This window comes from Microbacterium sp., assembly GCF_052099035.1.
In the GTDB taxonomy this organism is placed as follows: Bacteria; Actinomycetota; Actinomycetes; order Actinomycetales; family Microbacteriaceae; genus Microbacterium.
On the sequence record NZ_JBQDSX010000011.1, the window covers coordinates 15,122 to 39,139 of the forward strand.

The following is a 24,018-nucleotide window of genomic DNA, read 5'->3' on the forward strand; positions in this document are numbered from 1 at the left end:
TCATGGCAATCGCACGGCTTCACGGCGGCCCGCTGGACGGGCAGATCATTCCTCTCAACAACGACGCTGACGACAAGCTGATCGTCCCGTACAGCGAGACACAGGTGGTTTATCACCGCAAGGGCGAAGCGCAGAACACCGGAGCCAGCGACGGAGCCACCGAGATCGACTACTGGTACGACGAGGCCCTTGAGGATCTCACACTCAACGATGACTGAGGCGGCGTCCTCGCACTGGCAGAAAGTCACCGGACGCGACGAGCGCACGGCGCGCATCGCCGCGGCGGCAACCCGAGTGGTAACTCGGCGGGCTGCGGCTGGGGTGCGCTCCGCAGCCCCGTCCCAGACGGATGCCGGTGAGCTCTGGATCTGTGAAGACCCCGCTCTCGCGATTTGGCTGTTCCCCGGGGACCCGCGGATGATTCTTGCCGACGTCGACGACGAAAGCATCGACCCGCAGCGTCTGCTGTCCGCGCTTTCGGATCTGCTGGACCAGAGCGGCTCGCCGCGCGTGATGGACTTCAGCGAATACACCGGTGATGCCGTCGCCGCAGGTCTGGCGGAAGCATCCGGGGCGCGCCGTACGGCCACGAAGATGCAGATCGACGTCGCCCGCGCGCCCGAGGCAGCCGGCATCAGCCTTCGTCCGATGGAAGACGCCGAGTTCACGGCGTACCAGGACACCGCCCGGCACGCGTTCGCCCAGGACTGGCTAGACAGCGGGCTGGCTGCCGACCTCGACGAAGCACTGCGCGTCGCCGACGAGCAGATGGGCGAGCTGCTGCCGGACGGACTGCACACGGCAGGAAACAAGCTGTTCACCGTGAGGGTGGAGCTGGGCGAGCGCGTCGGGGTTCTGTGGTTGCATATCGACGACCACCGCGCCTTCATCTACGACATCGAGATGGAGCCATTCGCACGAGGCCGCGGATACGGCACCCAGACGCTGCGGGCCGCTGCCGCCGAGACACGGGCCGCCGGTGGCGAGGTGCTGGCATTGAACGTGTTCGGCAGCAATGAGGCCGCTCGACGCCTGTACACCCGTGAGGGCTATCGCACTACGGAGATCCTCTGGTCCGCGGAGATCCCGGTCGCACCATCGCAGACGTTCGAGATCGAGCGCAAGTACGACGTCGACGTCGACACCGCCCTGCCGGTGTGGGCGGAGATCCCGGGCGTGACAGCGGTCACCGATGGCGAGCTCCGCGTGCTGGACGCGCGCTACTTCGATACGGCGGATGCTGCGCTGTCGAAAGCGGGCGTTGCGGTGCGCCGCCGTACCGGCGGGCCAGATGCCGGCTGGCATATCAAGGGCCCCCGCGAAGGCGATGGCCGGATCGAGATGGGCTGGCCGCTCGATGCGGACGACACGATTCCGGATGCTGTCACCGAAGCTCTGACGCGGTGGACGACCGCACAGCTCATGCCTCTCGCCCGCATCGAGAATGATCGCACCGCCTACCTGCTCACCGGAGAGGACGGTATCGTCGCGGAGTTCGTCGACGACCACGTGCGCGCCACGGACCTGCGTCAGGGAGCGGAACGGGAATGGCGCGAGTGGGAGGTCGAGCTGGGCCCTGCCGCTCCGGCGGATGAAGCCGGACGAGACGCGTTGTTCACAGCGGTCGAAGTCGTCGTCTTCGCCGCTGGTGCTCGCCCCGCGGCGACGGATTCGAAGCTGGCCCGCGCGCTCGGATACTGACGCCGACGGGTTTCTGACAGAACCCCCTTCTGCGAAGGGGCGCGGCGTGCTTGAGTGACCTCATGAGCCGCCGCGCCGTACTCCGCTCCCTTCAGACGATCGTTCCGAACACGACCCTGCGGCAGGAGGAGGTCCGACGCGCAGACGCAGCAGTTCTTCGATCGTGAGACGGGTACGCTGCTGTCGCCGAGCACGAAGGTGCGCAACCAGATCTACGTGCGCGAAGCGTGGAAGCTCTATGTCGAGGCCGCCCGCCGTGCTCTCGATGCCGACCCTGACATCACCGCAGCCGACATCACCCACGTCATCACGGTCTCGTGCACCGGATACTATGCGCCCGGCCCGGACTATGAGATCGTCCGCTCCCTGGGGCTGCCCGACAGTGTGCAGCGCTATCACTTCGGGTTCATGGGCTGCTACGCGTCGATGCCAGCGCTGAGGGCGGCGAATCAGTTCTGCACGGCGGATCCAGACGCCGTCGTCCTCGTCGTCAGCGTCGAGCTGTGCACACTGCATCTGCGCTCATCGGAGGATCCGGACATGATCGTGGCCACCTCCCTGTTCGCCGATGGTGCCGCAGCCGGGCTCGTCACCGCGCGGGAGTTCGACTCCGCAGTGCCGGGCTTCGTACTGGACCGCTTCCACACCGGGATCATTCCGGAGGGGAAGAAGGACATGGCGTGGATGATCGGCGATGAGGGCTTCGAGATGATCCTGTCCACCGCGGTGCCGAAGCTCATCGGTGAGAACATCTTCGGAACTCTCCGCCCGCTCTACGCGGACGAGCCCGAGATGGCCGCGGGCTTCGACGACGGGACGATCGGTTCGCAGGTGGCGCACTGGGCGATTCATCCCGGTGGGCGCAGCATCCTGGATCAGGTGGAGGAACGGCTGAGCCTCTCCGAACAGCAGCTTCACCCCGCGCGTGAGGTACTGCGGCAGTACGGCAACATGTCCAGCGCCACCGTGCTGTTCGTGCTGCGGCGCATCCTCGAAGAAGAGGGCGCCCGTGATGGCGAGCGGGTCGCGGCAATGGCATTCGGGCCGGGCCTGACGGCCGAGACCGCGCTCATGACCGTCGTCGCGCCGACCTGATGGTCGATCTCTCCTCCCGAGCCGTCGACGCACGGGAGCTGATGGATGCGCCAGATGCCGATATCGGGATGCTGGAGCGCACCTACGAGCGGTTCCCGCTCGTGAACGCTGTCGTGTCACGATGGAAAACCGTGTACCGGCGCGACATCCGACCTCGTGCGCAGAAGAAGTCCATCCGACTGCTCGACGTCGGCTCGGGCGGAGGCGATGTGTCACGAGCGCTCGCCGCGTGGGCACGCCGCGACGGCGTCGATGTCTCGGTGACGGCTCTGGATGCTGATGAACGGGCGATCCGATGGGCGAGCGAGCGCGGCGGGGGTGTGGAGTACCGATGCGCGCACACGAGAGAGCTGGTCGCGGCCGGAGAACGTTTCGACATCGTGGTGTCCAACCACCTGCTGCATCACCTGACGGGTGAAGAACTGCCGGCACTGTTGGCAGATTCGATCGTGCTCTCAGAAGACGATGGACTGGTGCTGCATCGTGACATCGCCCGAAGTCGCTTCGCGTACGGGAGCTTCGCCGCCGCAACCGCACCGTTCCAGCGGAATCTGCTCGCGCACTCGTTTATCCGCGTGGACGGGCTCACCAGCATCCGCCGCGCATACACGCCCCGCGAGATCGCGGAGGTCGTGCCCGACGGGTGGCAGGTGCGACGGGCATTTCCTGCACGACTCGAGCTGCGATGGGAGGCGTGGGATGCCCGACCATGACGTCGCCATCGTGGGGGCTGGACCGGTGGGACTGCTTCTGGCCTGTCTGCTGGCGCAGCGGGGGATCGATGTCGCGGTGTTCGAGGCGCGGGGCGCTGCGGATGATCGATCGCGCGCCATTGGCATCCACCCGCCCGGCAGCGCCACCCTCGATGCGGCCGGGGTCGGCGCGCAGGTGCGGGCCGAGGCGCTCGCGCTCGATGGCGGCGACGTGATCTGCGCCAGCCGCACCCTCGCGTCGCTCACATTCACAGCGGCGCAGCGGGTCCTGATCCTCCCGCAGCACCGGACCGATGCTTTCCTGCGCGCACGGCTGTCGCAGGTGCAGGACGGGGCGCTGCATCTCGGATGCACCGTCACCGGAGTATGGAACGAGGATGCCGTCGCCCGACTGTCCTTCGCCGAACGGCCTGATATCACTGCGTCGTTCGTCGTCGCAGCCGACGGCGTGCGCAGCGGTATCCGGCGTCAGCTCGGCATCGCGTGGCGAGAGCGCCCGGGCAGCGGGTGGTATTCGATGGCCGACATCCCTGATTCGTCCGATGCGTCCCTCGGCACGCGGGCTCAGTTGCACTGCGAACGGGAAGGACTGGTCGAGTCGTTTCCGCTCCCTGGGGCCAGAAGACGATGGGTCGCCGGTGATCCGGATCGTGTTCTCGGTGATGCGGCAGCATTCACACACGCGATCGAGCGGCGCACCGGCATCCGTCTCGAACTTCCCGGCGGACTGAAGCCGACGGTATTCCAGGCCAGGCAGCACCTCGCGGCCCGGCTGGTACACGGGCGGGTCGTGCTTGTCGGCGACGCCGCGCATGAAACGAGCCCGATCGGTGGGCAGGGCATGAATATCGGGTGGATGGCGTCGCAGCATCTCGCTTCGGCGATCGAGCGCTCGCTGCGTGCGGGGCGCGTCGAGGTCGAGGAGTACGAGCGCCGCACGCTGCGGGCTGCCGCACGCGCGCAGCGACGATCGTCTTTCTACATGACGATGGGGCGACCGGCGCGCGGACCCGCTCTTCTCCTGCGCAATACCGCGATCCGGATGCTGGGCACCGTGCCGTTGCGCGGGAGGACGGCAGACATGATCACGATGCAAGGGTGATGAGCGGTCAACCTATACTTAATAGGTGACCGACATCGACGCCGTGCCACGTGCCCGCATGCGTATTGGGCGCCGTATCGGCATCGCCGTTGCCGCGCTCGTCGCCGCCGCTCTCATCTTCGGTGGGGTCTTCATCGCCGCCAAGATGCCGAGGCCATCCACCGCCCTCTCCGACCCGCCTCGCGGTGAGCTGATCGTGGACGATGCGGAAGGCGAGTGGCAGGTCGGCGGGTTTACCGTGCGTCTGGATAACGCCCTGCACGTGACCCACCCGGATGCCGCCGCTGCGGTCTGGGAGACCGTGCCCGGCGAAGCGTTTCTCACCGCCGCGGAGGCGGATGCGCATTTTATCGACGACCTCGGCCTCGTGCGCGTGAGCGATCACCGCGATCACGCATGGGCGACGCAGCACATCGTGTCGGCCCAGCTGGGGGCGGACGGTGCTCTCGTCCTCGCCGGCACGCTCGACGACTCGGACTCCCTCGCGTGGGAGATGCGTCTGAGCGAGGGTGCTGACGGGCTGCTAGATGCTGCGGTCTCCGTCGACCCCGCAGCGAACCGCCTGTATCTCTCCGCCGCATTGGATGCCGACGAAGGCATACACGGTTTCGGTGCGCAGTCAGCCGGATGGGACCTGCGCGGTGATCGCATCCCGCTCATTCCGCGCGAACAGGGCATCGGTCGAGGAGAACAGCCGCTGTCGTTCCTCGTCGACCTGGCAGCATCCTCGGCGGGTGGCCAGGACACCACGTACCTGCCGAGTGCTGTCAACGTCACGGATCTCTCGCGCAGCGTCGTCTACCGGGGAGAGGCGATCTCCTCCGTCGACCTGCGCCCGGACGACCGCATGATCTGGGAAGTCTGGAGCAACCAGGCGGACTTCGCGCTCGCCGCAGCATCGACGCCGACGCAGGCGGTCGCCATCCAATCAGGCTGGACCGGGGTGGCCGCAGCGCCCCCTGCGTGGACTCAGGTCGGAATGATCGTCGGAATCCAAGGTGGCGCCGATGAGGTGCGCGCGAAGATCGCGACGCTGCAGAAGGCCGATGTGCCGCTTGTTGCCGTGTGGTTGCAGGACTGGGTGGGGCGGCGCACCACGGACTTCGGCGAGCGACTGCAGTGGAACTGGAGTCTCGACGAGGATCAATACCCCGGCTGGGATGAGCTGGTCGCCGACCTCGAAGGTCAAGGCATCCGCGTGCTCACCTATGTCAACCCGTCACTCTCCGTCGACAGCGGTGCGGCATCCGCGGCGCGCGGCGATCGTGATCTCTATGCCGAGGCGGCAGCCGCCGGATACCTCGCTCTGGACGCCGATGGCGCTGTGTTCGACGCGGATCAGCACGGGTTCACCGCCGCGACCGTCGACCTGACGAACCCGGATGCGCGGGAGTGGTTCGCGCAGGTCATCGCTGACGAGGTCGCAGGAGCCGGAGCATCCGGATGGATGGCGGACTTCGCGGAGGGGCCGCAGCCGGAGGCCGTGCTCGCGGGCGGCTCGGGCGCGGACTGGCGCGTGCAGTGGCCGGTGCTGTGGCAGCAGGTCAATCAGCGTGCTCTCGAGCTTGCCGGCCTCACCGACGATGGTTTCGTGTGGCACCGCAGCGGCGGCACGGTCTCCTCGGGCGCAGCAGACGCATTGTGGCTGGGGGACCAGGCCCAGGACTGGTCGCAGACCGACGGGCTGGCCTCGACCGTCACGCTCACGCAGTCGTTGTCGGCGAGCGGGATGGCGCAGGTGCACGGAGACATCGGCGGATACACGAGCGTCGACCTGCCGGTGATCCCCGATGTCGTCCGCGATGATGAGCTCGTCGTGCGGTGGGCGGAGGCGTCTCTCCTCCAGCCGGTGTTCCGCACGCACGAGGGCAATCGTCCGGCATTCTCCGCGCAGCCCGCGGAAGAGGCAGACCTTGCCACACAGCTCGGTGCTCTCACCCGCGTGTTCGTCGCGTTGGCACCCGAACGCGAGCGCTTGGCCGCACAGGGCGGGCTTGCGGATGCCGCTCAGCATCCGTGGATGCTGGACCCAACGGCATCCGGCCTGAATGGCGCAGCGAATGAAGAACTCCAGCTCGGGCCAGACGTGCTGCTCGCGCCGGTGCTTTCCGCTGGTGCGACGACGGTCGATGTTGCGTTCCCGCCGGGGCAGTGGCAGAACATCTGGACCGGAGAAGTCTTCGGCGATGCGAAGGCCGTGACCACAGTGACGGTCGATGCCCCACTGGGTCAGCCGGCGCTGTTCGTCCGCGAGGGCTCGGCGGTCGCCGCAGAGCTTGCGCCCTTTGAAGCGGAGTGAGCTCCGCTCACTACGGCAGCAGGACGCTGAGTGCTCCGGGAACGACGCCGATCCGCACGCTGTCGGTGCCGATCCGCTCACCGTCGGCGTAGACGATGAGGCCGGGCGCCGAGACCTCGACCTCTGAGCCGCGCATCGATGTCACCTGGGGCAGCTCGACGTGAGTGCCCTTCAGCAGACGTGGGAACAGCCTGATCAGTCGGAACCGCCCTACCGGCGCGATGTGGACGACATCGAACAGGCCGTCATGCGGGTCGGCATCCGGGCAGATCGGCATCCCTCCGCCGTAGCTGCGCGTGTTGCCGACCGCGACGAGGATGCCGTCCGACACGGGGCTGTCCACGCCGTCGATGCGGAGCCGGAACGGCATCGGGGCGAGGCGCAGCAATTCGATCACCAGCGCCAGGTAGTAACGCGCCCGACCACGTGGCCAACGCAGCGTATTGGTGCGTTCGCTCACCTTCGCATCGAAGCCGATTGCTGCGATCGTGAGGAAGCGTGCTGTCCCATCCGGGCAGGTCGCCTCGCCGACGTCGAGGGATCGAGGAGTCCCGTCGATGGCCGCATCGGCGGCGCTGGCGGCAGCCTGGTCCGATCCGAACGGGATGTCGAGGGAGCGGGCGAGATCGTTGCCGGTCCCGGCGGGCACGAGAACGAGCGGGATGCCGGTGCCCGCCAGCACATCGACCACGGTCGCCAGCGTCCCATCGCCGCCGACGATGACCAGCGCGTCCGGCTTCGCCGCGACTGCTGCGGCGACGAGGCGCCGAGAGTCCGCGGCTGACGATCCGGCGTGGATGGTGGGATCGATTCCGCGTTCGCGCAGCCGGGCGATCGCGGCATCCGCTCTGGATACACCCCGCCCCCGTCCCGCATCCGGGTTGACGAGGACATGGATGTTCGGCACGTCAGTCCGCCTGCGGAGCCGCGATGAGTGCTCCGGGGTTCATGATGCCTGCAGGGTCCAGCTCGGTCTTCAGCGCTCGGAGGATCCGGATGCCGCCCTCGCCGATCTCTTTCGCCAGCCACGGCGCGTGATCGCGGCCGATACCGTGGTGATGGCTGATCGTTCCGCCGTTCTCGAGGATCGCATCGTTCACACGGGACTTGATCGCATCCCACTGCGCCAGAACGTCACCCTTCAGATTTCCGATGATCGTGAAGTACAGCGCAGCGCCGGTCGGATAGATATGCGAGATGTGGCACATGACGAGCGACTTGGAGTCCTGGGCGGTGAATCCCGCGCTCAGCGCCGTGGTGACTGCGGCCTTCAGCGGTGCGACGTCTGCCCAGACGGCGGCGGTCTCGAGCGTTTCGCAGAACACGCCGTGGTCCAGCAGTGCGTCGCGCAGATACGGCGCGCCGAACCGGCCCTTCGCCCAGTCCTCAGCGGGGTCCGCACCGGTCGAGCGCCCGCCGGCTGCGGTGAGCACGCTCTCGGTGAGAGCGTGACGGGCGGCGGCGACCTCCGGCTCGCCCTCGAATACGGTGACCGCGCTGCACCCCTTCGAGAGCGCCTTTCCGATCTTGCCGTGCTGTGCGAGTCCGATCCCGGTCTCGGCCTCGTCGGAGAGACGGATCACCGTCGGGCCTGTGCCGAGCTGCACCACGCGTCGCAGTGCATCGACGCCGGTCGCGAAATCGGGGAAGGTCCAGCCCTGCGAGATGCGCGTCGCGGGCAGACGGTGCACGCGCAGGGTGAGTTCGGTGATGACCCCGAGGATCCCCTCCGCACCGAGGAACACGCGCATGAGGTCGGGGCCGGCCGCCGTGCCGGGCGCACCGCCGAGCGAGACGTCACCGGTCGGGGTGGCGACGCGCACAGCGGTGACCATCGCGTCGAACCGGCCGTTTCCCGCCGAGTTCTGTCCGGAGGAGCGCGCTGACGCAAAGCCGCCGAGAGTGGCGTACAGGAAACTCTGCGGGTAGTGACCGAGCTCGAAGCCCCGTTCGGCGAGCAGGTTCTCGGCCTCGGGTCCGGTGGTACCGGCGAGGAACCGCGCCTCACCGCTGACCTCGTCCAGGTGCAGCAGACCACTCAGCCGACGCAGATCCAGCGCGATCACGGCGCGGTGGGCACCGCGTTCCGGGTCCAGCGCACCGACGACGCTGGTTCCCCCGCCGAACGGGACGACGGCGATCGAGTGATCGGCGGCGCAACGCAGGGCCGCAAGAACCTCATCGTGATCTCCGGGGGAGACGACGGCATCCGGAGCATCCTGATCAGCAGTCCGGCGGTGCACGAGGTCGATCGTCGACCGACCGCCCGCATGGCGGATTCGCGTCTCATCATCCGTGTGGACCTGTGCGTCACCGACGATGGCGGTGAACGCTGCGCGATCGTCTGCCGTCAGCGCAGACGGGGCCACGCGAACATCGTCGAGTGCGACGGCCGGCTCCGGGCGCTGGACCCGACCGATGACCGTGGGCAGGAGAGCTCGTACCGCGAGGGGGAGATCTTTCGCGAGAGCCGGGTCGCCCCATCCGTTCCAGCGCATCGTCGCCGCAGGTGTCGTTTCCGTCGTCATGCGTTACAGTGTGACACATTATGGAAGATCGTCAAGCAATCATGATGTCGTCCGTCGACCCGGAAATGCCGGACTGGGATGATACCGACGCGCAGATCCTCGAACGGGCCGCCGCGCTCGTCGCCGCGCGGGGAACATCGCGGCTCACGATCGCCGAGCTCGCCCGCGAGGCGCAGGTCAGCCGCCCGACGATCTACCGGCGCTGGTCGAGCACCGATGAGGTCGTGCGAGCGGCGCTCCTTCGTCAGACGGTTCTCATCCTGCGCAGGCTCGAGCCCGAGGTGCACACTCGCGAGGAGCTCGTGGCCGAAGCGCTGCGTTTCGCAGATCTGTTTCGCGAAGACCCCGTGTTCGGGCGCCTGCTCTCCACGGAACCCGACGCTTTCACCCAGTACAGTCTGGAGCGGGTTGGATCGAGCCAGCGCGTCATGCTGCGGTGGCTGGCCGATGCCATCGCTCATGCCCAGAACGGTGGGACCGTGCGCGCGGGCGATCCGGGGGACATGTCGGTGATGCTGCTGCTCATCGTGCAGTCCGCCGTACTCTCCCACAACGCCGTCGCCTCGCTCATCGGGGCCGCCGAGTGGCATGCCGAACTCACCCGCGCGGTGGACGGATACCTGCGGCCATGACGGGGGACACAGGCGTTCGTGCGTCCGCGATGCTGAATGCGGCGCGACGCTCTCGCGAGCTCGATGCGCTCGCGGGCGCAGATGAGGTCGACCTCCTGGTGATCGGCGGAGGCGTCACCGGGGCAGGCGTCGCACTGGATGCTGCGAGCCGAGGACTCTCCGTCGTGCTCGTCGAAGCGCACGACCTCGCCTTCGGCACGAGCAGGTGGAGTTCGAAGCTCGTCCATGGCGGCCTGCGGTATCTTGCCTCCGGTGATGTGGCCGTGGCGCGCGAGAGCGCGGTCGAGCGGCATTTGCTCATGACGCGCATCGCTCCGCACCTCACCCGACCTCTGCCGCAGCTGCTGCCATTCGTCGATGGCGTATCGATGACCCAGCGCACCGTTGGCAGCATCGGCTTCTGGCTGGGCGATGGACTGCGCCGCATCGCCGGAACGCCCGGAAGCATCCTGCCCCGCCCACGCCGTGCGTCCGTCGGGCAGACGGTTGCGATGTTCCCTGCGGTGAGCAGACGCGGCCTCCGCGGGGGAATGGTGGGCACCGATGGCCAGCTCATCGACGACGCGCGGCTCGTGACGGCGATTGCACGGACCGCCGCCGCACACGGGGCGAAGATCCTCACCCGGATGCGCGTGACGGACGTTTCCGGAGCGGGCGCGACCGTGGAGGATCAGCTCGGTGGGGGCTCGGTGCGCGTGCGCGCTCGTGCTGTCGTCAACGCCGCGGGAGTATGGGCAGGCGGGCTCGATCGCGATATCCGCCTGCGCCCGAGTCGCGGAACGCACATCGTTCTGGATGCCGTAGCCCTCGGCAATCCGACCGCAGCACTCACCGTGCCGCAGCCGGGTTCGATCAGCCGCTTCGTGTTCGCCCTGCCCACTCAGCTCGGACGCGTCATCGTCGGTCTCACCGATGTTGATGCGCCCGGCCCCATCCCCGACGAACCGTCGCCGACCGAGGACGAGATCGAGTTTCTCCTCACCGTCCTCTCCAGCGCCATGAACCGGACGCTGACCCGGGACGACGTCCGCGGATCGTTCGCAGGGCTCCGCCCGCTCATCGAGTCCGGCACGGGGGAGTCCACGGCAGACATCTCCCGCCGGCACCACGTCGAGGTATCATCGAACGGCTCGATCGGCATCCTGGGCGGAAAACTCACGACGTACCGGGCGATGGCGAAGGATGCCGTCGACCTCGCAGCCCGGCATGCCGGGCTGCCCGATCCGGGATGCCGGACGGACCGTCTCCCGCTCGTCGGAGCGCCCTGGTCACCGGTTCCGGTCACCGGCACGGATGCTGCGCGTCCGTCTTCGGCCACGCTGCGCGCACGCTACGGATCGGAGGCGGCGTCCGTCCTCGCATCCGGAGGGTCCCGCGGCGCCGAGCGCGTGGCCGAGGGGATCGACGTCATCCGTGCCGAGGTGGCATTCGCGGTGCGCGCGGAAGGTGCGCTCGACGCCGATGACGTGCTCGATCGGCGCACCCGCATCGGACTCGTCCCCGACGACAGGGCACTGGCGGCTCCTGTTGTCTCGGAAGTGGTGTCGGAGACGCTCGCGGAGTTCGGCTCCTGAGCCAGGAAAGAAGAAAAACCCGGCCGAGGTGGAACTCGAAGCCGGGTTTTTCTTCTTCGCTGAGGGTTGTGACCTCGCGTCAGAAGTTGATCATGTGGCCCGCGAGGCCGTGGAAGCCCTCCTGCAGAGCCTCCGACAGCGTCGGGTGCGTGTGCACATTGCGCGCGAGCTCGAGAGCGGTGAGGTCCCACTTCTGCGCGAGCGTGAGCTCGGGGAGCAGCTCGGAGACATCCGGACCGATCATGTGGGCGCCGAGAAGCTCGAGGTGCTCGGTGTCCGCGATCATCTTGACGAAGCCGACGGGCTCGCCGAGGCCATGAGCCTTGCCGTTGGCCATGAACGGGAATGTGACGACCTTGATGTCGTGACCCTCGTCCTTGGCCTGCTGCTCGGTCAGGCCGAACGACGCGACCTGCGGTGAGCAGAACGTGGCACGCGGCATCATGCGGTAGTCGCCCAGCGTCTGCGTCTCGGCTCCGCCGATGGTCTCGGCGGCCACGACGCCCTGCGCCTCTGCGACGTGCGCGAGCTGCAGCTTGGCGGTGACGTCGCCGATCGCGTAGATGCCGTCGACGTTCGTCTTCATGTGATCGTCGATGTCGATCGCGCCGCGCTCGGTGAGCTTCACGCCCGTCTTGTCGAGACCGTAGCCCTCGACGTTTGGTGCGAAGCCGACCGACATGAGCACCTTGCCGGCCTCGATGGACGCCTGGTTGCCGTCCTTGCCGGTGTAGGTGACCGTGACGGACGAGCCGTTGTCGACGATCGTCTCGACCTTGGTCGAGGTGAGGATGTCGACACCGAGGTTCTTGTACTGCTTGGCGATCTCCTTGGAGACATCGGCATCCTCATTGGGAAGCGCACGATCGAGGAACTCGATAATCGTGACCTTCACGCCGTAGTTCGTCAGGACGTACGCGAACTCCATGCCGATGGCTCCGGCGCCGACGATGACGATCGACTCCGGCAGATCACGGGTCATGATCTGCTCTTCGAAGGTGACGACGTTCTCGCTGAGCTCGACACCGGGAAGCAGGCGAACCTTCGAGCCGGTCGCGATGATCACGTTGTCGAAGGTGACTTCTTCGGTGGAGCCGTCGGTCTTCGCGACCGAGATCGCCTTCGGACCGGTGAAGGTGCCGCGACCGTTGTACTCGGTCACCTTGTTCTTCTTCATCAGGAAGTGGATGCCCTTGACGCGGCCATCAGCGACCTCGCGAGAGCGGTCGAATGCCTTGCCGAAGTCGATCGTGAAGTCACCCGAGATGCCGAAGAAATCTGCTTTGTGGTTCAGGGTGTGAGCGAGTTCGGCGTTCTTGAGCAGCGCCTTGGAGGGGATGCAGCCGACGTTGAGGCACACACCGCCCCAGTACTTCTCTTCGATGATCGCGACGGAAAGACCGAGCTGTGCACTGCGGACCGCGGCGACGTACCCGCCGGGGCCCGCGCCGAGGATGACGACGTCGTAGTGGGGCATGCCTCAAGCTTATCGCTCTGCGGGAGTGTCCGATCCGGGTTCTGCGGGCTTGCGTCGACGCAGCAGGACGATCAGCAGGAACACGACGATCAGGAGTACGACAGCCCCGGCGATGAGCCACCCTGGCGAGAAGGACGCACCCGACTCCATGTTCGGATCCTCAGCGGGGACAGCCGTCGCCGTCTCAGCCGGTGCGGGGGCCGTGGTCTCGTCCGCCGTTGGGCTGGCCTGGGGTTCGGGGGAGGACAGCGTGCTCGTCGTCACGGTGAAGCCGAACTCGCCGGACGTCGGATGCCCGTCGCTGGAGACGACCTTCCACAGCACGTGATACTCGCCGGCGTCAGCTTCAGACGCGAGCGGCTGCGTTACCGTGGCCCCATCGACGACGGCGGGGCCGTCGGTGACGGAGGCTCCTGCGGCATCGGTCACCGCGATCTCGGTCGAACCGTCCCCGTCGATCAGCGCTGCGCTGAATGTGAGCGTGAGCTCGGTGGGCAGGGTCTGGACGCTCGAGTCGGCAGCAGGATTGGATTCGACGAGCGAATCATGTGCGGATGCCGGCTGCGGCCAGGCGAAGAGGAAAATGAAGGCCGCCAGCAGCGTCACGGCCAGGGCGAGCGGGGCTGTCGGGCGTCGAGATGAGAGTGTGCGCACAGCTCTACCTTAGGAAACGAGGATGTGTGCCGTCTGACTCGCACAGGCCCTCGCTCGGGGGGCGCTCGATCAGTTAGTCTGGATCGGAAGGAGGGCCACCGTGACAGATTTTGAAAGCCAGTCGTCTCGCGACGCCGCTATCCACCGCGGCGGAGAGCAGCGGCGCGATGCCACACAGACGTTCGGACACGATTCTGATCTGTCTTTCGTCCCCTTCGGCGCCGAACTCACAGAGGTCGAGCAGACCGCGATCGCAGCGCTTCCCTCGGGGGCAGCGCTGCTGCTCGTTCGCTCCGGTGCGCTGGCAGGAGCACGATATCTGCTCGACACCGGCGTCACCACGATCGGCCGTCACCCGGAGGCCGACATCTTCTTCGACGATGTCACCGTCTCCCGCAGGCATGCCGAGATCACGCGTTCGGACAAGAACGAATTCGAGATCATCGATCAGCGCTCCCTCAATGGCACCTACGTCAATGGCGAGCGTGTCGATCGCAGCGTCCTGGCCAATGGTTTCGAGCTGCGCGTCGGTAAATTCCGGCTGAACTTCTTTCTCTCGCCAGCAGATCTCACCGCGGCGACTGAGTAATGGCGGCACTTCACGCCCGCGATCGCTCTGCGTCCGCGGGGCTTTTGAGTATCGGTCAGGTGCTCGCGCGACTCACGCCCGAATTCCCGGATCTCACCTCCAGCAAGTTGCGTTTCCTCGAGGTCCAGGGCATCGTCAGCCCGTCACGCACGGACTCCGGCTACCGCAAGTTCTCGCAGTCCGACATCGACCGCCTTCGGCTGGGACTCACCCTGCAGCGTGATCATTACCTTCCGCTGAGCGTGATTCGCGAGCAGCTGGATGAGGCAGAGAGCAATGGCGAGGCGGGTTCGGTGCTTGCTCCACCGCCGTCGATCGCACCCGCTCCACGCAGGTACCGCCGCGATGAGCTTCTCTCCGCAGCCGGGGCTGGGCCTCAGATCCTCAACGACGCCATCAGCACCGGGATCATCGCGGCCGCTGAAACCTATCCTGAGTCGACCGTCACGCTGCTGCGGGGACTGGTTGCCCTTGACCGTCACGGCATCGAGCCGCGACATCTGCGTACGCTTCGACAGAGCGCAGAGCGCGAGGTCTCGCTCATCGAATCGGCGATGTCGGCGCTCTTGCGCAGAACGGATGCTGCATCCCGAGGCAAGGCTCGCGAGATGGCGCCGGAACTGGCAACGAAAATCGGCGATGTACGCGCCGCGTTCGTCAAAGAAGCGCTTTCGCGGGTGCTTTCGTAACGAACGGGTTGCGACACACCTTCGTCCCCACGCGGATGTCGTTGCCCGGGGTCGGGCACTGCTCTAGCGTGGAGGTAGTCCACGAGAGAGGAAGTCATATGAGTGCGGATGAGCGTGCATGCGACCCGCAGTTCGTGACCGAGCTCCTCTTCACGGACGGTCTTCCGGCCATGGATGACGAGGTCGGCTATCGCGGTGCAGTCGCTGCGCGAGCTGCTGGCATCACCTATCGTCAGCTCGACTACTGGGCACGCACCGAGCTGGTCGTGCCGACTGTTCGTGGCGCGAGCGGGTCCGGTTCGCAGCGCATGTACGGCTTCCGAGACATTCTCGTCCTCAAGCTCGTCAAGCGACTCCTGGACACCGGCATCTCCCTGCAGCAGATCCGGGTGGCCGTCGATCAGCTGCGTGCCGCCGGTATTCGTGATCTTGCCGGAACCACACTCATGAGCGATGGCGCATCGGTTTATCTGTGCACGTCGAACGATGAGGTCATCGACCTCGTCAGCCGCGGCCAGGGTGTCTTCGGTATCGCGGTCGGCAAGGTTCTGCGCGAGGTCGAATCGACGCTCGTCGAGTTCGACCCGACTGTGCCCGATCCGGTCGATGAGCTCAGCGCGCGTCGCGCCAAGCGCACCGCCTGAGTCCAGGCTTCGACTCGCTGGCGCTCGCTCAGCCCGTTTCGTCTCGCTTCGCTCGCTCAACGACCCGCGGGTGAGCGATGCTCAGGACTGGGCGCCGGTCTCCGGTACGGGGACCCGGCCTGCGCGGACGATGCGGTCCAGCAGCGAGTCGAAATCGGCGGCGAGCTCCTGCGCGGAGTCTCCCGGCCAGATGTGCAGCGGCTTCGCGGCGCCCTGCGCCTGCTGCAGCGACGTGCGCTCGGGCAGCTGCGGTGACAGCACCAGCGGGCCGAACATGTCGCGCAGCTCCTTGATGCGGAACTGGTGCTCGATCGACTGGGGCCGCACGCGGTTGACCACGATGCCGAGCGGCTGAAGACGAGGGGACAACCCACGACGGATCTCTTCGATCGCACGCAGCGCACGGTCGGCGGCGGCCACGGAGAACAGCCCGGGCTCGGTGACGACCATCACACGGTCGCTCGCAGCCCACGCCGTTCGCGTGAGGGCGTTCAGCGACGGTGCGCAATCGATGAGCACGAGGTCGTAGTCGCTTTCGACCGCGGCCAATGCTTCTTCGAGCTTCCACACATCGCGGACGCTCGGGTGCGGGCCGTCGAAGTTGATCGCAGATGGGCTGCCGATGAGGACATCGATAGTGCCCGGGTGCACCTTGGCCCAGCCGCTGGACGTGATCGCCTGACGGACGACCTTCTCCTTCGGATTCGCCAGAACATCGGCGATGTTGAGGCGTCCGGCGACCTGGATATCCATTCCCGTGGACACATCGGACTGCGGATCGAGGTCGACGACGAGAGTACGGACACCACGGGCGAAGGCCGCCGAGGCCAGGCCGAGGGTCACGGTCGTCTTTCCGACACCGCCTTTGAGAGAGCTGACGCTGAGTACGTGCACGGAGACCACGTTACCTTCCCCTAGGCTTGGAAAACACTCAGCCCCCGCCCCGTGTGCGTCGAAATCGCCGCATGACGAGCTACCAGAGGTGTGCATGTTCCAGAAGATTCTTGTGGCCAATCGTGGCGAAATCGCGATCCGTGCGTTTCGAGCAGCGTTCGAAGTGGGGGCGCGCACCGTCGCGGTATTCCCCTACGAGGACCGTGGTTCGCAGCACAGGCTGAAAGCTGACGAAGCATACGAGATCGGTGAGCTCGGGCACCCGGTGCGCGCGTATCTGGACGTCGATGAGATCGTCCGCGTTGCCCTGGAATCGGGTGCTGACGCCATCTACCCTGGCTACGGATTCCTTTCGGAGAACCCGGAACTCGCCGAGAAGGCCGCAGCCAACGGCATCGTCTTCATCGGTCCGCCGTCGAAGGTGCTCGAGATGGCGGGCAACAAGGTCGAGGCCAAGCGGCATGCGGTCGAGGCTGGCGTTCCGGTGCTGCGCTCGACCGAAGCATCCTCCGACGTCGATGAGCTGGTCGCTCAGGCGGACGAGATCGGGTTCCCCGTGTTTGCCAAGGCAGTAGCCGGCGGCGGTGGGCGCGGCATGCGCCGCGTCGAGACGAAGGCTGAGCTCGCTCCTGCCCTGGCTGAGGCCATGCGCGAGGCCGAGAGCGCATTCGGCGACCCTCGCATGTTCCTCGAGCAGGCTGTCGTGCGCCCCCGGCACATCGAAGTGCAGATCCTCGCCGACAAGACGGGCGAGACGGTGCACCTGTTCGAGCGCGACTGCTCGGTGCAGCGGCGCCACCAGAAGGTCGTGGAGATCGCTCCGGCGCCGAACCTCGACGACAGCATCCGCACCGCCCTGCACGGCTACGCGATCGCCTTCGCCCGATCCATCGGATATGAGAACGCCGGTACCGTCGAATTCCTTCTCGAGACAGCGGGCGAGCGCACCGGCGAGGTCGTCTTCATCGAGATGAACCCGCGTATCCAGGTCGAGCACACCGTGACCGAAGAGGTCACCGATGTCGATCTCGTGCAGGCCCAGATGCGCATCGCCGCGGGGGAGACTCTCGCCGATCTCGGGCTGCAGCAGGGCGACATCCACCTGCGCGGCGCTGCGCTTCAGTGCCGCATCACCACAGAGGACCCCACGCAGGGCTTCCGCCCGGACACCGGGAAGATCACGACCTACCGCTCCCCGGGCGGGGCCGGCATCCGACTCGATGGCGGCACGGTGCACCAGGGTGCGCAGATCAGCCCGCACTTCGACTCGATGCTCTCCAAGCTCACCTGTCGCGGCCGCGACTTCAAGACAGCTGTCGGACGCGCGCGGCGCGCTCTGGCGGAGTTCCGCATCCGTGGCGTCTCGACCAACATCCCGTTCCTGCAGGCACTGCTCGAGGACGAGGACTTCGTCGCGGGCGACATCAGTACCTCGTTCATCGACGAGCGTCCCGATCTGCTGCAGGGGCGCGTCTCCAAGGACCGCGGCACGAAGCTGCTGAACTGGCTCGTCGATGTCACCGTCAACAAGCCCAATGGCACTCACCCCGGCACCCTCGACCCTGTCGCCAAGCTGCCGACCGTCGATCTCACCACCGAGCCTGCACCGGGCTCTCGCCAGCGATTGCTCGAACTGGGACCCGAGGGCTTCGCGAAGAGCCTGCGCGAGCAGTCTGCTCTGGCGATCACCGACACGACCTTCCGTGATGCGCACCAGTCGCTGCTGGCCACACGCGTCCGAACGCGGGACCTCGTCGCAGCGGCGCCGTACCTGGCACGGCTCACCCCCGGGCTGCTCTCCGTCGAAGCTTGGGGAGGTGCGACCTACGACGTCGCACTGCGTTTTCTCGGCGAGGACCCGTGGGAGCGGCTCGACAAGCTGCGCACGGCGTTGCCGAACATCAACATCCAGATGCTGCTGCGCGGGCGCAACACGGTCGGCTACACGCCGTATCCGGCTGCGGTGACCGAGGCCTTCGTCGCCGAGGCCGCGGCCAGCGGCGTCGACATCTTCCGCATCTTCGACGCCCTCAACGATGTCGAGCAGATGCGTCCTGCGATCGATGCGGTGCGCGCTACGGGAACCTCCGTCGCCGAGGTCGCCCTCTGCTACACGGGCGACCTGCTGAACCCGGCAGAAGACCTCTACACGCTCGACTACTACCTGCGCCTGGCCGAGCAGATCGTGGATGCCGGTGCGCACATCCTCGCGATCAAGGACATGGCGGGACTCCTGCGGCCTGCCGCCGCGGCGAAACTCGTCACGGCCCTGCGTGAGCGCTTCGATCTGTCGGTGCATCTGCACACCCATGACACCCCCGGTGGCCAGCTCGCAACGCTCCTGGCAGCCAGTGCTGCCGGTGTGGACGCAGTGGATGCTGCATCCGCCCCGCTGTCCGGCACCACCAGCCAGCCATCGCTCTCGTCGCTGGTCGCGGCCCTCGCGCACACCGACCGCGACAGCGGTATCGACTTGGACGGCGTCTCGGATCTCGAGCCGTACTGGGAAGCCGTGCGCAACCAGTACGCGCCCTTCGAGTCGGGGCTCCCCGGGCCCACGGGGCGCGTCTACCACCACGAGATCCCGGGCGGGCAGCTGTCGAACCTGCGGCAGCAGGCCAAGGCCCTGGGGCTCGCAGACGACTTCGAGCTCATCGAGGACATGTACGCCGCAGCCGACCGCATCCTCGGGCGCGTGCCGAAGGTGACCCCGTCGTCGAAGGTGGTCGGAGACCTCGCACTGCATCTGGCCGCTGTGAAGGCGGACCCTGCCGATTTCGAGGCCAACCCCGAGAAGTATGACGTCCCTGACTCGGTCGTCGGCTTCATGGCTGGCGAGCTCGGCGATCTGCCCGGCGGATGGCCGGAACCCTTCCGCACCAAGGTGCTGGCCGGACGCGAAGTGCGCACCGGTATCACCGAGATCTCGAACGATGACGAGAAGGCACTTGCCGGTACCAGCGAGGAGCGGCGCGCGCGCCTGAACACTCTGCTGTTCCCGGCCCCGACCCGCGAATTCGCTCAGCAGCGCGAGTTGTTCGGCGATCTGTCGGTGCTCGACACCGCCGACTACCTGTACGGACTCGTCCAGGGGCAGGAGCATCTGGTCGAGATCGACCGCGGCGTGCAGCTCTACGTCGGACTCGAGGCGATCGGCGAAGCCGATGACCGCGGCATGCGCACCGTGATGACCACGCTGAACGGACAGTTGCGTCCGGTCTTCGTGCGCGACCGGTCGATCGCTGTCGACGCCCACGAGGTGGAGAAGGCAGATACGTCCAAGCCCGGTCAGGTGGCGGCGCCCTTCTCGGGTGTCGTGTCGCTCAAGGTCGAGGTCGGTACGGAAGTCCATGCTGGTGAGCCGGTCGCATCCATCGAGGCGATGAAGATGGAAGCGGCTATCACCGCGCCCGTCGACGGAGTCATCGAACGACTCGCGATCGGCGAGACTCAGCAGGTGGATGCCGGGGACCTTTTGGTCGTCATCACTCCAGCCAAGTAACCTTGTGCGGGCGATACGCTCGCACAAGCTTGGAGTGACACAGTGACATCGAAGAATAATCCCGACGCGCACGAGGACGATTCCCTCGGAGTGCTTGACGAGGCCGCCTCGTTGGACACCACAGCGCTCGGCGTCCTCGGACAGACCGCGCAGGTCAGCGTCTCATTGCCGAACAGTGAAGACGACGATGATTTCGTGGACGACTCCGTCGTGGACGGAGAGATTCCGTCCGACCTCACCAGCATCGTGATCGAACTGCCTGCTGACCAGGTCGACGAGCAGATCGACGAGAAGACGCAGGATGAGGATGACACCGAGATCGATGACCCGTCCGTGGCGGCCGCCGCTGATGAGGTCGTTGTCGGCGTGATCGATGTCGCCCCGGAGGAAGAGCCCGTCGACACCGTGGATCCCGTCGACTCCGTCGACGAAGTCGACGCAGATGACGCGGACGAGGTCGTGGACGAACCCGCCATTGTCGAACCCACCATCGCCGAGCAGGCTGTCGCCGCGCCAGCCGTGGCAGCGCCCGCGCCTGCGCCGCAGACCCTGACCTCCAAGCGCTTCGGAGAGCAGATGGGGCAGGCCTCTCGAGAGACGGCCGACCTGCTCACGTCCGATCGTCTGCTCAACCCCAGCCAGCTGAGCAAGCCCGAGCCGGAAGGCACCTGGAGTCACCTGCTCTACGCGCTTTCAGGTCGTCGCATCAACATCGGCGATGGCAAGCGCGCGCGCGAGCGCAAGGAACTCACCGCACGGATTGCAGGACAGCTCTCCGGAGGGGCACGATTCGTTCCGGTGCTCTCACGCAAGGGCGGCGTCGGCAAGACGACGATCACCGCTCTGCTCGGGATGGCGCTCGCGGACGCCCGCGACGATCGGGTGATCGCGGTCGACGCGAACCCGGATCGCGGCACCCTGGCTGATCGCATCGTGCGGACGAACGACAAGTCCGTCCGCGACCTCGTCCGCATTCGCGACGAGGTGAAGGGGTACCACGACGTCTCCGCGATCGTCGCACGCGACTCCACCCGGCTCGACGTGCTCGCGTCGGACTCCGATCCGCGCATCGCGGAGGCATTCAGTGATGCGGACTATCGCGATGTCGCCGGGGTCGCCGCGCACTACTACTCCCTGGTGCTCACCGATACCGGAACAGGCATCGTGCACTCGGTCATGGGCGCGACTCTCGACCTCGCCGATCAGATCGTCATCGTGTCGGGTCTGAGTGTTGATGAGGCACGCTTGGCCTCTGAGACGCTCACCTGGCTGGAGACGAACGGCTACGAGGCGCAGGCGCGTGGCGCCATCATCGTCCTGAACCAGTCGACGCCCGGCAGCCCCCTGGTGCGGCTGAACGAGCTCGAGGCGCACTTCCGCACCCGTGCGAAGAACGTCATTCGGATGCCGTACGACACGCAGATCGCCGGCGGCGGGGCGATCGTCTTCGCGAACCTGCAGCCGGAGACCCGTCAGGCCGCACGCGAACTGGCTGCGCTCCTCGTTGAGGGCATGCGGGCGAAGGCCGCCTGATGACTGCGCGTGAGATCAGGGTCTTCGGCGACCCGGTGCTACGAGCCGTGTGTGCACCCGTCGATGAGATCGACGACGGTATGCGATCGTTGGTCGCAGACCTCGTCGACAGCGTCGAGCTGCCGGGACGCGCGGGCGTCGCCGCCCCGCAGATCGGCGTGGCCGTGCGCGCATTCAGCTACAACATCGATGGCGACATCGGCTATGTGCTCAATCCGGTGCTCACAGAAGTACGCGGCGAGCCCGTGCCGACGGGGGAGGGCTGCTTGTCCGTTCCTGGTCTCTGGCACGATGCGCTGCGTCACCCGTGGGCGCGCGTGGAGGGCATCGACCTCGACGGCAACCCCGTCGTCCTCGAGGGTGAAGGGCTGCTCGCCCAGGCGCTGCAGCACGAGACCGATCACCTGGATGGAATGCTCTATCTCTCGCGCCTCACGCCGGCTGATCGCAAGATCGCCATGCGTGAGGTGCGAGAGAGCGACTGGTTCTAGCCTCCGAGAGCCACGTTGGTCGTCTGGACCGGCTCGTCGTAGATCGCGGTGACTTCACCGGCGAAGTCCTTCATGATCACGTTGCGCTTGATGGACATCTTGGGGGTGAGGTGTCCGCTCTCCTCGGTCCACTCGGTCTCCAGGATTCGGAACTTCCGGATGGACTCCGCGCGTGAGACGTTCTTGTTCGCGATGTCGACGGCGCGCTGAACCTCGGCGTTCACAGCTTCGTTCTGCGCCGCATCGGCGATGGACATATCTGTTGGAAGGCCATTGTTGCCGAGCCACGTGGGCAGCATCTCGCTGTCGAGCGTGATCAGCGCCGAGATGAACGGCTTCTGGTCACCGACGACGACCACCTGGCTGATGATCGGGTTCGCCCGGATCGGGTCCTCGAGGGCGGCAGGAGCGACGTTCTTGCCACCCGCGGTGACGATGATCTCCTTCTTGCGGCCGGTGACGGTCAGGAAGCCTTCGGAGTCGAAGTTGCCGATGTCACCGGTGCGGAACCAGCCGTCGTCGAATGCTTCGGCGGTGGCCTCGGGGTTGTTCCAGTACTCCTTGAACACGTTGATGCCCTTGACCTCGATCTCGCCGTCCTCGGCGAGACGCACCCCGACACCGGGGAGGGCCGGCCCGACGGTGCCGATCTTCGACTTGTCGGCGAGGTTCACCGTCGCCGGCGCCGTGGTCTCGGTGAGGCCGTAGCCCTCGAGGATCACCACGCCGAGGCTGTGGAAGAAGTGACCGAGCCGTGGGCCCAGGGGAGCGGAGCCGGATACCGCGTACTCGATGTTGCCGCCCATCGCCTCGCGCAGCTTGCTGAAGACCAGCTTGTCGAACAGCGCGAACTTGATCTTCAACCCGAACGGAACCTTCTTGCCGTCCTCGACGAGCTTGGAGTGCTCGATCGCGGCGGCAGCGGCCGCACGGAAGATCTTGCCCTTTCCGCCGCCCTCGGCTTTCTGCTCGGCGGAGTTGTAGACCTTCTCGAAGACGCGCGGCACGGCGAGGAGGAATGTCGGCTTGAACGAGCCCAGAGCCGGCAGCAGCTGCTTCGTGTCCGGCTGGTGGCCCGTGCGGACGCCTGCATGGATGTTCAGAATCGAGATGAACCGTGCGAAGACGTGCGCTGTAGTGATGAAGAGCAGGGTCGATGCGCCCGGAGTCTGCACGACCTTGTCGAGCGACTTGGCCGAGTTGCGTGCCAGCTCGACGAAGTTGCTGTGGGTGAGCACGCATCCCTTGGGGCGTCCTGTCGATCCTGAGGTGTAGATCAGGGTGGAGATGTCGGAACCGACAGCGAGGTTGCGACGGCGTTCGATCTCCGCATCCTCGACGCCGGTGCCTGCGGCCGTGAGGGTGTCGATAGCGCCGAGATGCAGCTGCCAGACCTCACGCACCAGCGGCAGATCACCGCGGACCTCATCGGCCTTCGAGAAGTGATCAGCCGACTCCACGAGAAGCGCGATAGCACCCGAATCCTCCAGGATCCACTGAATCTGTGCTGGCGAGCTGGTCTCGTAGATGGGAACCATCACGGCACCTGCGTAGAAGAGTGCGAAATCGACCAGTGTCCACTCATACGTGGTGCTGGCGAGGAAGCCGACCTTTTCGCCCGGCTGGACGCCGGCGGCGACGAAGCCCTTGGCGAGGGCGATGACGGCCGTCTGGAAGTCGGCTGCGGTGATATCGCGCCATCCTCCACCGTCTGGGACGGAGAACAGCGCCAACTGCGGGGTGGCCTCGACACGCTTCACCAGGAGATCTGTGATGTTCGCATCGGGGTCAGCGGGGACGATCGCGGGAACTTCGAATTGGACCACGGCAACTCCTTCGGTACCGGTCGGGCACGGCTTTCCCTGAGTCTAGGGCACAACGACGCGCGAGCTCGGTGAATT

Annotated in this window: 20 protein-coding genes; 14 read left to right on the plus strand and 6 right to left on the minus strand. The window is 66.5% G+C overall.

What is annotated here, in order from left to right; translation table 11 throughout:
- The first annotated feature begins 2 nt into the window (after nt 1-2).
- The 6 genes from ACTIAO_RS05325 to ACTIAO_RS05350 all read left to right on the plus strand — a co-directional run bounded on the left by ACTIAO_RS05325 (nt 3) and on the right by ACTIAO_RS05350 (nt 6,910).
- Nucleotides 3-218: a response regulator gene (locus ACTIAO_RS05325; protein WP_441905230.1), complete on the plus strand. Its 216-nt coding sequence runs from the start codon at nt 3-5 to the stop codon at nt 216-218.
- Nucleotides 211-1,701, plus strand: a complete 1,491-nt coding sequence (locus tag ACTIAO_RS05330) for a GNAT family N-acetyltransferase (protein WP_441905231.1) — start codon at nt 211-213, stop codon at nt 1,699-1,701. Before ACTIAO_RS05325 ends, ACTIAO_RS05330 begins: the two co-directional genes overlap by 8 nt.
- Before the next feature lie 198 nt (nt 1,702-1,899).
- Nucleotides 1,900-2,796: a type III polyketide synthase gene (locus tag ACTIAO_RS05335; protein WP_441905232.1), complete on the plus strand. Its 897-nt coding sequence runs from the start codon at nt 1,900-1,902 to the stop codon at nt 2,794-2,796.
- The gene (locus ACTIAO_RS05340; protein ID WP_441905233.1) at nt 2,796-3,509 is read left to right on the plus strand and encodes a methyltransferase domain-containing protein; all 714 of its coding nucleotides are present in this window, start codon (nt 2,796-2,798) and stop codon (nt 3,507-3,509) included. Before ACTIAO_RS05335 ends, ACTIAO_RS05340 begins: the two co-directional genes overlap by 1 nt.
- Nucleotides 3,496-4,611 (plus strand): FAD-dependent oxidoreductase, encoded by a 1,116-nt coding sequence (locus tag ACTIAO_RS05345; RefSeq protein WP_441905234.1) that lies wholly within the window; start codon nt 3,496-3,498, stop codon nt 4,609-4,611. Before ACTIAO_RS05340 ends, ACTIAO_RS05345 begins: the two co-directional genes overlap by 14 nt.
- 25 nt (nt 4,612-4,636) lie before the next feature.
- On the plus strand, nt 4,637-6,910 hold the full coding sequence (locus ACTIAO_RS05350) for a TIM-barrel domain-containing protein (RefSeq protein WP_441905235.1): 2,274 nt from the start codon (nt 4,637-4,639) through the stop codon (nt 6,908-6,910).
- A gap of 10 nt (nt 6,911-6,920) precedes the next feature.
- Here the strand turns inward: ACTIAO_RS05350 and ACTIAO_RS05355 are convergent, their stop codons facing one another.
- Nucleotides 6,921-7,817, minus strand: a complete 897-nt coding sequence (locus ACTIAO_RS05355) for a diacylglycerol kinase (RefSeq protein ID WP_441905236.1) — start codon at nt 7,815-7,817, stop codon at nt 6,921-6,923.
- 1 nt (nt 7,818) lies between these two features.
- The gene (locus ACTIAO_RS05360) at nt 7,819-9,438 is read right to left on the minus strand and encodes an FAD-binding oxidoreductase (RefSeq protein ID WP_441905237.1); all 1,620 of its coding nucleotides are present in this window, start codon (nt 9,436-9,438) and stop codon (nt 7,819-7,821) included.
- Between the two features lie 41 nt (nt 9,439-9,479).
- Here ACTIAO_RS05360 and ACTIAO_RS05365 point away from each other — a divergent pair, with 41 nt between their 5' ends.
- Nucleotides 9,480-10,070 (plus strand): TetR/AcrR family transcriptional regulator, encoded by a 591-nt coding sequence (locus ACTIAO_RS05365; RefSeq protein WP_441905238.1) that lies wholly within the window; start codon nt 9,480-9,482, stop codon nt 10,068-10,070.
- Entirely contained in the window at nt 10,067-11,644 is a 1,578-nt protein-coding gene (locus ACTIAO_RS05370; protein WP_441905239.1) for a glycerol-3-phosphate dehydrogenase/oxidase, read from the plus strand. Before ACTIAO_RS05365 ends, ACTIAO_RS05370 begins: the two co-directional genes overlap by 4 nt.
- Before the next feature lie 79 nt (nt 11,645-11,723).
- Here the strand turns inward: ACTIAO_RS05370 and lpdA are convergent, their stop codons facing one another.
- A complete protein-coding gene (gene lpdA, locus ACTIAO_RS05375) occupies nt 11,724-13,121 on the minus strand; it encodes a dihydrolipoyl dehydrogenase (protein ID WP_441905240.1) in 1,398 nt (465 codons plus the stop codon).
- Nucleotides 13,122-13,130: 9 nt separating this feature from the next.
- Complete coding sequence (locus ACTIAO_RS05380; protein WP_441905241.1) at nt 13,131-13,775, minus strand: copper resistance CopC family protein; 645 nt, start codon at nt 13,773-13,775, stop codon at nt 13,131-13,133.
- Nucleotides 13,776-13,914: 139 nt separating this feature from the next.
- Between ACTIAO_RS05380 and ACTIAO_RS05385 the strand changes: the two genes are divergently transcribed.
- The 3 genes from ACTIAO_RS05385 (at nt 13,915) to ACTIAO_RS05395 (ending at nt 15,697) form a co-directional block, all read left to right on the plus strand.
- Nucleotides 13,915-14,364, plus strand: a complete 450-nt coding sequence (locus ACTIAO_RS05385; RefSeq protein WP_441905291.1) for an FHA domain-containing protein — start codon at nt 13,915-13,917, stop codon at nt 14,362-14,364.
- Entirely contained in the window at nt 14,364-15,053 is a 690-nt protein-coding gene (ftsR, locus tag ACTIAO_RS05390; RefSeq protein ID WP_441905242.1) for a transcriptional regulator FtsR, read from the plus strand. Before ACTIAO_RS05385 ends, ftsR begins: the two co-directional genes overlap by 1 nt.
- Nucleotides 15,054-15,151: 98 nt before the next feature.
- Nucleotides 15,152-15,697 (plus strand): MerR family transcriptional regulator, encoded by a 546-nt coding sequence (locus tag ACTIAO_RS05395; RefSeq protein WP_441905243.1) that lies wholly within the window; start codon nt 15,152-15,154, stop codon nt 15,695-15,697.
- A gap of 81 nt (nt 15,698-15,778) precedes the next feature.
- Here the strand turns inward: ACTIAO_RS05395 and ACTIAO_RS05400 are convergent, their stop codons facing one another.
- Nucleotides 15,779-16,591 carry a ParA family protein gene (locus tag ACTIAO_RS05400; RefSeq protein ID WP_441905292.1) on the minus strand — a complete coding sequence of 271 codons (813 nt, stop codon included), beginning with the start codon at nt 16,589-16,591 and terminating at the stop codon, nt 15,779-15,781.
- Nucleotides 16,592-16,685: 94 nt separating this feature from the next.
- Here ACTIAO_RS05400 and ACTIAO_RS05405 point away from each other — a divergent pair, with 94 nt between their 5' ends.
- The 3 genes from ACTIAO_RS05405 to ACTIAO_RS05415 are packed head-to-tail and all read left to right on the plus strand — an operon-like array spanning nt 16,686 to nt 22,117.
- A complete protein-coding gene (locus ACTIAO_RS05405; protein WP_441905244.1) occupies nt 16,686-20,093 on the plus strand; it encodes a pyruvate carboxylase in 3,408 nt (1,135 codons plus the stop codon).
- Between the two features lie 42 nt (nt 20,094-20,135).
- On the plus strand, nt 20,136-21,626 hold the full coding sequence (locus ACTIAO_RS05410) for a MinD/ParA family ATP-binding protein (protein WP_441905245.1): 1,491 nt from the start codon (nt 20,136-20,138) through the stop codon (nt 21,624-21,626).
- Entirely contained in the window at nt 21,626-22,117 is a 492-nt protein-coding gene (locus tag ACTIAO_RS05415; protein ID WP_441905246.1) for a peptide deformylase, read from the plus strand. Before ACTIAO_RS05410 ends, ACTIAO_RS05415 begins: the two co-directional genes overlap by 1 nt.
- Here ACTIAO_RS05415 and ACTIAO_RS05420 read toward each other — a convergent pair.
- Nucleotides 22,114-23,943 carry an AMP-dependent synthetase/ligase gene (locus ACTIAO_RS05420; protein WP_441905247.1) on the minus strand — a complete coding sequence of 610 codons (1,830 nt, stop codon included), beginning with the start codon at nt 23,941-23,943 and terminating at the stop codon, nt 22,114-22,116. The two genes, ACTIAO_RS05415 and ACTIAO_RS05420, sit on opposite strands and share 4 nt — an antisense overlap.
- Between the last annotated feature and the right edge of the window lie 75 nt (nt 23,944-24,018).